Below are 7570 nucleotides of genomic sequence, written 5' to 3' on the forward strand. Positions count from 1 at the left end.
AGAATAGATTTAATTAAAGTTGTTTTTCCAACTCCATTATTTCCAATCAATCAGCAAACATCACCAAGTTTCAATTCAGCATTGGCATTTGATATTAATGTCTTATTATATCCGATATTGGCTTGTTTGATCTGTAGATGCATGGTCAGGAAAAAAAGTGAAGATTAAAAAATAGCGAGAAGAAGAATGCTAAATATGAAATTTGGAAATTTGTTTTTATTGACTTTCCATAAACTATAGATTCCTAAAATAAGTGAGCCTATAAAAAGGCATAGAAAAGCGACCATTAGCCACCAACTATGTCCAAAGGAATAAATCCAATGCAATTCTTTATTCATTCTAAATATTTTAGAATATTCCAGAAAAACAAAACTTATTGCAAAAAAAGCTATGTGTGCAATGATCAATTGTTTTTGGGATATTCTAATTTTCATAGTGTGAATTATTATTGTTGATCTAATAACTGAGTTTATTTTTCATTCTATATTTGTCATGCTGGAAACATCTCTATAAAGTTAGTTTAGATTCCTACGGAATGACATGGAAGAAAAACTTTACTCAATTATAAATATTTAGAAAGTTATAAAATTATTCGCAAATATCTGCGTTATCTGTCTAATCTGCGAGAGATTTAAAAAGCATAATGTAAGAGAAAAACTTACGTCTTTATCCAAAAAAACTAAACTTTATTCTGTTTTAAAAGCATCAGCAGGATCACAGGAATTCCAAATACAGAACTTATTACATTTAGTGGGATTTGAGTTTTTTCTGCAATCACTGAGAAGAGCAGCATCACCAACATTCCCAAAAACATATTTAGAATCCATTGCTGCCATAGTTTTGAAGGATTGTAAATCAGTCTGCAAAAATGCGGAACAATAATTCCTATAAACAGGATGGGCCCTAAAAAAGCAGTAATAGATGCGGAAAGCAGGGAAGATGCTACTATTATTAAAAGTTTTAAATGTTTTAGATTAACTCCCAAACTCTGAGCGTATGAAATTCCCAGAGAATTTCCAATTAAAGGTTTTATAGATCTGAAACAGAAAAATAATCCAATCAATACTAAAATTGATAAGACATAAATCTGATTCCTGGTGACCATATTATTCGCTCCGAAAGACCATAGAATATAGTTTTTCAAACTTTGATTTTCTGCATAGAACTGCAACAGGGAAACAATAGCTCCTGCAAAAGCAGATACCAGAAATCCGAAAATAATCAGGTAAGATTTATCCTGAAATTTATTGGACATGGATAACAGGACCAGCATCAGCAATAAGCTTCCCCCAATAGCTGATAGACTTAGAAAACTGTTTTGCAGAAATTCCGGGATCAGAATATTATGAGAGAAAAAAATATAGAATGCAACCGATAAACTGGCTACAGAGGTTATTCCCAGGATATCAGGTCCTGCTAATGGATTTTGGAAATATTCCTGCATCAGAAATCCTGAAGTAGGAATTGAAATCCCGGCTAATAGCATAACAAGAACTCTGTTGATACGGATTTCAGCAATTTGACTCTGTGAAGAATCCTGGAAGAAATCCTGAAGGCTTAAACTCAAAAATCCTGTGTTCAGATTAACAATTGCGCCTCCAATGATGGCAATAGTCAACAATAAACACAGGATCTTAAATCTTTTTGACATGATTCAGAAAGATATATTTTATTTTAGAAAAGCATCTATTTTAGAGTTCAGAACTTCTTCAGTCATCATTCCCAGATATTCATCCGTTTGTTTTCCTTTTCTCATAAAAGTAAAAGGTATAGAACCGCCATCCCATTGTTTAAAGTTCTTGGAAAAGAAACTTGGATCCAGCTTTTGTCCATCCAATAAAATAACATTAGCCCCAAGATTGTTTTCTACAACAAAATCTTTTACAGCAGTATCCCAATCTGCTTTATCATCGAGGTTTATAAAGGTAAACTTCACAGGTTTATCTTTTAATTCCTGCATTTTATTTTTAAAACTTGGAATTTCCTTCATACAAGGTCCACACCATGTTGCAAAAAAGTTGGTAACATATAATGTGTCGTTATTCTTAGCTAATTGCTGACCTACATTTTCAGGAGAAAACTCCTTCGGGATATACGTAGCGGCTTGATCCTTTGTATTTTGGGTTACAGTCACTGAATCTGCTGCAGTCGCATTGTCTTCAGTTTTTGACGTTTCTTTTTTACAGCTGTAAAGAGCTGTCAGGATCAACGTGGATAAAATTATCTTCTTCATAAATTATTTTTTATCTATTTTTGAATTTGAAGTATGGAACAACAAATCTATAAAGGGAAACTGATACAGTTTTATCCGTTAAAAATAGCGAAAAAGGCAGAGCTGACCAAAAATACTTTTTCTCTGGAGTTCGATATTCCGGAGAATCTGAAAGAAAACTTTAAGTTTGATGCAGGGCAGTTCGTGAGTGTTAAATTTAAATCGCATGGAAAAGAAGTTATTAATGATTATTCAATGACTTCTGCTCCTTATGAGGGGAAAATATGTTTGGGAATAAAGGTAAACTCTCCAGATGGGGCTACTTCTCAGCTCTTTCAAAACTACAGCGAAGGAGATGAACTAATGATCAGTGAACCTGCCGGAAGATTTACCATAGTATCTAAGCCTAGTGAGTTCAGAACAATTGTTGCTTTTGCTGCCGGTATTGGAATTACCCCTATATTAAGCCATTTCAAAAATATCCTTCATAACGAGCCAAGAACAAGACTTTTCCTGTTCTTTGGAAATAAAAGTTCGGATGATCTTATTTACAGAGATCAGCTGGACCATCTTGCGAGAACGTGTGGAGACAGACTTCAGATCTTTTATTTCTTTTCTCAGGAAAAAACTGCTGATCAGTTTTTCTATGGCAGATTGGATGAAAAGAAATTGAATTTAATTATCAACCAGATCCTTCATTTGGATGATACGGATGAAGAATCCACAATCTGGGATGCGGTGGATGAAGTCCTGATCTGCGGAAAAGGAGAGATGATTAAAACGCTTGCAAATGCATGTTACCATCACGGTATTCCTAAAAAAAATATTCATTTTGAACTTTTTGAAGAATATAATGATGACATTTATCCTGTAGAAAAAGAATTCCCGCTTATTGAAAATATTGATGTGGAATTTACCATGCTTGGAAAAAAATATACCACTCAACTTCCTGATAATAAGGATAGAATATTACAACAGCTTTTGCTTCAGAAATTCCCGGTTCCTTATTCATGTAAATCAGGAATCTGCGGAAGTTGCGAATGTTCTTTGGAAGAAGGTGAAGTGGAACTGCTGGAAAATGAATACCTTACCGAAAAAGAGGAAGGGCAGGGACATATATTAGCTTGCATGTCAATAGTGAAAAGTAAAAAAATAAAGCTTAACTTTGATCTTAGTTGAGAATTATCAGGAACATATTTAACTTAGGATTTGTATCATTAGAATTAGGAATTTTGATGATATGTTTCTGTAATGTCTGGGTTTTCGGGCTCACCAATGGACGTACCTATACTAAAATTTCAAAAATTCCACCAAGAGAGGTTGCCTTAGTGCTTGGAACTTCTCCAAAGATGAGATCAGGTCTTTCCAATCCTTATTTTACTAAGAGAATGGATGCTGCGGCTCTTCTTTATCATCATGGGAAAATTAAGAAAATCATTGTAAGCGGAGAAAAAAGTAAAGGTTATAATGAACCTGCTGCTATGAGAAATTATCTGGTTAACCAGGAAGGGGTTCCGGAAGATATTATCGTAGAAGATCCGAAAGGGTTTAATACTTACAAAAGCATTCTTCGCTGTAAAGATGTTTATAAGAAGAAAAATGTCATTATTGTTTCCCAGGGGTATCATAACCTTCGTGCTTTATTTTTCGCAAGAAATAATGATATGAATGCCTTAGGTTTTGATGCGCAGGATGTAACAAAGCCTGAAAGTTTTTACAGAAATCAGGCGAGGGAAATCCTCGCCCGTGTTATTGCTGTAGTGTATTTTATTCTGGGGGTTTCTCCGGATTAGAAAGGATATCCGAAAGCAAAGTTAATGGTTGGTTTGAAAGGCTGTAGTGTTTTGAACCTCCAACGGTCTCCTTCTGGCTTATTCGGATCAAAGATCTTGTAAGCAAAGTCTAGTCTCAGGGTAATATAGGCTACGTTTATTCTCAACCCAAATCCACTACCAATCCCCATTTGTCCCAGGAATTTATTGAGTCTGAACTGGTCTTGATGTGCATCATTATGGTTACGAAGGCTCCATGTATTTCCTATATCTGTAAACAAAGCTCCTTCATACATATTATTAAACGGAATTCTGTACTCAATATTGGTGGTTAGTTTTACATCATTGGTCATGTAAGCACGTATTCTTTCATCTACCTGGGAAGCGGCTGGACCTAATCCTCCGAATGCCACCCAAGCTCTGATATCATTGGAACCTCCATTGAAATAAGATTTAATGATCGGCATGTCTTTGGAGTTTCCGTATGGGATACCCACTCCAATAAACTGACGAAGAACCAAAGTCTGGTTACCATTAAATTTGAAATACTTTCTTGTATCAATATCAAACTTCACGAATTGAGCATAAGGGATACCAAAGATTGTTTTTTGCGGTGCCGTAACAACTCCTCCGTCATTACTTTTCTTATTGAATAAACTTAGAATATTACCGGCAAGTTCTACTTTACCATTAAAATAAAATGCATTAGGGTAATCCTTTTTCCCAATTTCATTATAAACAAAATTGTAGATCATAGAAGAAATAAAGACATCCTCCGTCTGCCTTTCTTTATTAATAAGACTTCCTCTGAATGTTGTTAATCGATCCAAACCTTCCTCATTAAGTGAAGCACGATAGCCAGGATCATTAATAATTAGCTCGGAAGCACTGTCCAGGGTAAGTATGCCGGCTTTTATTTTATCATCAAGACTAGGTTCTGTTGGATAATGGGCAGAGTAGTCATCAAATATTGCTCTTCTTACCACTTCATCGTTAACGAAGTAATCATAATAGGCATTTTTATTTTTTGTTAAACTGATTTGTGTATTAAATAAGGTCAGCTTATGATACACCAAATCATTTACTGTTGCCTGGTAATTTAATCCGGTATTAAAGTTAACCCTTCCAAGCCCGATATTATTCTGGATAGATGCTCCTAAGAGAATAGATGAAGTAGGGGTGTACCTTTTAGGAATAAATTTATAATAATTAAACGGCAGTAATAATCTCGGGAAGTTTAAGGATGCCTGTGCTGAAATTTCATATGCCAGAACTCTTTTATCCGTGTTTTCAGTACTTGCAATAGACCCAAATGTACCGGAAAGGCTGGTAGAAAGGTTTTCTGCCCCTTTGAAAAGATTTCGGGTGGTAAGATCCACAGAAGGAGAGACTCCAAGATTAAGGATCTGGGAATAATTAAGGTCTGTTCCTACTTTAAGCTCATACTTAGGAAGTGGTTTAAGAATATATAAGACATCTACAATACTGTCATTAGGTGCGGTAAAGCCACCTTGTCTTAAGGAATCTCTTGCCTTCACGATGCTGAAGTTATTCATCGTAAGAAGATTTCTCTTGGTGACATCCAGCTTCTGCTGATCGTAAGTCTGTTTACTGTCTACAATGATGGTTCTCCACAATGATGACGTTCTGTATTTGTCATTCATTTTATGGAATCTTATTCTCCTTAAACTGTCTTTAACTGTGTTTTTAGGATAATCATTAACATCATCCACAATGGCAACATCAATATTTCCGAAAGTAGCCTTTTTATAGGGACGGTCCAGAGAATCTTTATGAATTTCCAAAGTAAGAGGAACCTGTTTTTTACTTTTTAAAGAATCTGCGACAAAATAAACCTCTTCATTGAGATTATTGAATTTATAATATCCATATTCTCTCATTAAGTCGGTAATCCTTGTTACTTCTTTTTCAAGAACAGTTTGGTCCAGTATCTTACCAGATCTTACCAGTGTTTTATTCAGATGTGTATTATAAATCTGTTTGATACCCTGATCCGGAATATTAAAAAAGTAATCCTTAATATAGGTAGGATCATTATGTTTGATGAAATAATTTACAGCAGCTTTTTTAGAAGCAGAATCCAGATCATGTCTGTATTTTACTTCAGCATCCCAAAAACCTCTGTAAGTAAGCCTTTTTTTAATAGATTCAGCACCTTTTTCACTTCTTGTCTGATCAAGAATAACCGGTGGCGAGCCCCATGTATGCAATAAACGGTCGAAGAAAAGATTTTTTCCGACACTGTTTTTCATATTATACTTAATAAATAAAGAATCCCTCAGCTTCTGATCCCTCATTTCACGAGGATAGGTCATGTATTCATTAAGGATCGTATCATATTTTGGATTGGCCATGTTGTAAAACATAAGACCTAAAGGCATAAAAAGAATTTGCTTCTTATTAGGCTTTTGCTGAACGTAATCTTTCAGTTCTTCATCAAAAAATTCTTTCTTATCCTCAAATTCAAAATTGTTCTTAGTAAGCAGATACTCACCATCCGGAACCTTTTTTGTGGTACTACAAGCATAAAGGAGACCAACAAATGTTGCAAATGAGATAATTTTATAATATTTTTGAGGAGAATTCTTATAATGCTTACAGCTCATACAATAAAAGTTTTACAATCTTTAGATAAAAAGAAGTTCAGACAAAAATACAATTTGTTTTTGGTTGAAGGTAATAAAATCATTTGTGAACTTTTCAATTCTAACTTTAAAGTTAAAGAAATATTATCAACCGATCCGCAAAAATTGGACCGTACTGATATCCCCATTACCCATATCTCTGAAAATGAGTTAAAAAAAATCAGCTTTCTTAAAACTCCGAAAGATTCCGTTGCAGTATGTTATATTCCGGAGGAAAAACCATGGTTGGATAAGAAAATACAGCTTGTTTTGGATGGAATACAGGATCCTGGAAATTTGGGTACGATTATCCGGTTGGCAGACTGGTTCGGAATAGAACAGATCATTTGCAGCGAAGATACGGTGGATGTGTATAATCCAAAAGTAATTCAGGCAACGATGGGATCTTTTACAAGGGTGAATATGGTCTATACAGACCTTGTTGAATACCTTTCTAAAACGGAAAACGTAAATGTAGGAACCGATATGGACGGTGAAAACATCTATACATTTGAGAAACCTGAAAAGATCAATCTGATCCTAGGGAATGAAGGAAACGGAATGAGGCCGGAAACGGAAAAATTACTGCAGAAATGCATTACTATTCCAAGGTTTGGAAAATCCCAGTCTACAGAAAGTTTAAATGTATCCATGGCAGCTGGAATTATTTTAGGACAATTATTTTCAAAATAAAAAAAATATGGCTTAGAGAATTAAATTTTCTGAGCCATAGTTTCTTAAATCAGCTGTTCCATACTTGAAACACTTTTATTTTTCTGGTATTCCTCCAGTTTTTTTCTGACATATTTCAGTGCAATAGGAGCGAGGTAAATTAATGCAGCTCCTACCAGTTTATTCTTCCAGTTAGAGCTTTTCATATTTTTCTTGGCATAATTCCCCACAATTGCAGTAACTCCCAGTTTTACAATGCTATCTGCAAT

6 protein-coding genes and 1 pseudogene are annotated in these 7570 nt (G+C 34.7%); 3 read left to right on the forward strand and 4 right to left on the reverse strand.

Annotated features, from left to right (window positions below):
- Window positions 1-679: 679 nt before the first annotated feature.
- On the reverse strand, window positions 680-1651 hold the full coding sequence (locus tag BBH99_RS06430) for an iron ABC transporter permease (RefSeq protein WP_066693538.1): 972 nt from the start codon (window positions 1649-1651) through the stop codon (window positions 680-682).
- Window positions 1652-1669: 18 nt separating this feature from the next.
- Window positions 1670-2233: a TlpA family protein disulfide reductase gene (locus tag BBH99_RS06435; protein ID WP_066693540.1), complete on the reverse strand. Its 564-nt coding sequence runs from the start codon at window positions 2231-2233 to the stop codon at window positions 1670-1672.
- Between the two features lie 33 nt (window positions 2234-2266).
- Here BBH99_RS06435 and BBH99_RS06440 point away from each other — a divergent pair, with 33 nt between their 5' ends.
- Window positions 2267-3391: a ferredoxin--NADP reductase gene (locus BBH99_RS06440; RefSeq protein WP_066693543.1), complete on the forward strand. Its 1125-nt coding sequence runs from the start codon at window positions 2267-2269 to the stop codon at window positions 3389-3391.
- A gap of 56 nt (window positions 3392-3447) precedes the next feature.
- The gene (locus tag BBH99_RS06445; RefSeq protein ID WP_073300129.1) at window positions 3448-4005 is read left to right on the forward strand and encodes a SanA/YdcF family protein; all 558 of its coding nucleotides are present in this window, start codon (window positions 3448-3450) and stop codon (window positions 4003-4005) included.
- Here the strand turns inward: BBH99_RS06445 and tamL are convergent.
- The gene (gene tamL / locus BBH99_RS06450; protein ID WP_066693556.1) at window positions 4002-6611 is read right to left on the reverse strand and encodes a translocation and assembly module lipoprotein TamL; all 2610 of its coding nucleotides are present in this window, start codon (window positions 6609-6611) and stop codon (window positions 4002-4004) included. The two genes, BBH99_RS06445 and tamL, sit on opposite strands and share 4 nt — an antisense overlap.
- On the opposite strand from tamL, the gene BBH99_RS06455 reads away from it, so the two are divergent.
- On the forward strand, window positions 6597-7322 hold the full coding sequence (locus BBH99_RS06455; protein WP_066693557.1) for a TrmH family RNA methyltransferase: 726 nt from the start codon (window positions 6597-6599) through the stop codon (window positions 7320-7322). The two genes, tamL and BBH99_RS06455, sit on opposite strands and share 15 nt — an antisense overlap.
- A gap of 44 nt (window positions 7323-7366) precedes the next feature.
- Here the strand turns inward: BBH99_RS06455 and BBH99_RS06460 are convergent.
- A pseudogene (locus BBH99_RS06460) lies at window positions 7367-7570 on the reverse strand (mitochondrial import receptor subunit TOM5); the annotation flags it as partial.

Source organism: Chryseobacterium contaminans, assembly GCF_001684955.1.
GTDB lineage: Bacteria > Bacteroidota > Bacteroidia > Flavobacteriales > Weeksellaceae > Chryseobacterium > Chryseobacterium contaminans.

Coding starts and splice junctions, on each gene's coding strand:
- BBH99_RS06445 (WP_073300129.1), top strand. CDS start 3,448: ATGATATGTTTCTGTAATGTCTGGGTTTTCGGGCTCACCAATGGACGT.
- tamL (WP_066693556.1), bottom strand. CDS start 6,611: ATGAGCTGTAAGCATTATAAGAATTCTCCTCAAAAATATTATAAAATT.
- BBH99_RS06455 (WP_066693557.1), top strand. CDS start 6,597: ATGCTTACAGCTCATACAATAAAAGTTTTACAATCTTTAGATAAAAAG.
- BBH99_RS06435 (WP_066693540.1), bottom strand. CDS start 2,233: ATGAAGAAGATAATTTTATCCACGTTGATCCTGACAGCTCTTTACAGC.
- BBH99_RS06440 (WP_066693543.1), top strand. CDS start 2,267: ATGGAACAACAAATCTATAAAGGGAAACTGATACAGTTTTATCCGTTA.
- BBH99_RS06430 (WP_066693538.1), bottom strand. CDS start 1,651: ATGTCAAAAAGATTTAAGATCCTGTGTTTATTGTTGACTATTGCCATC.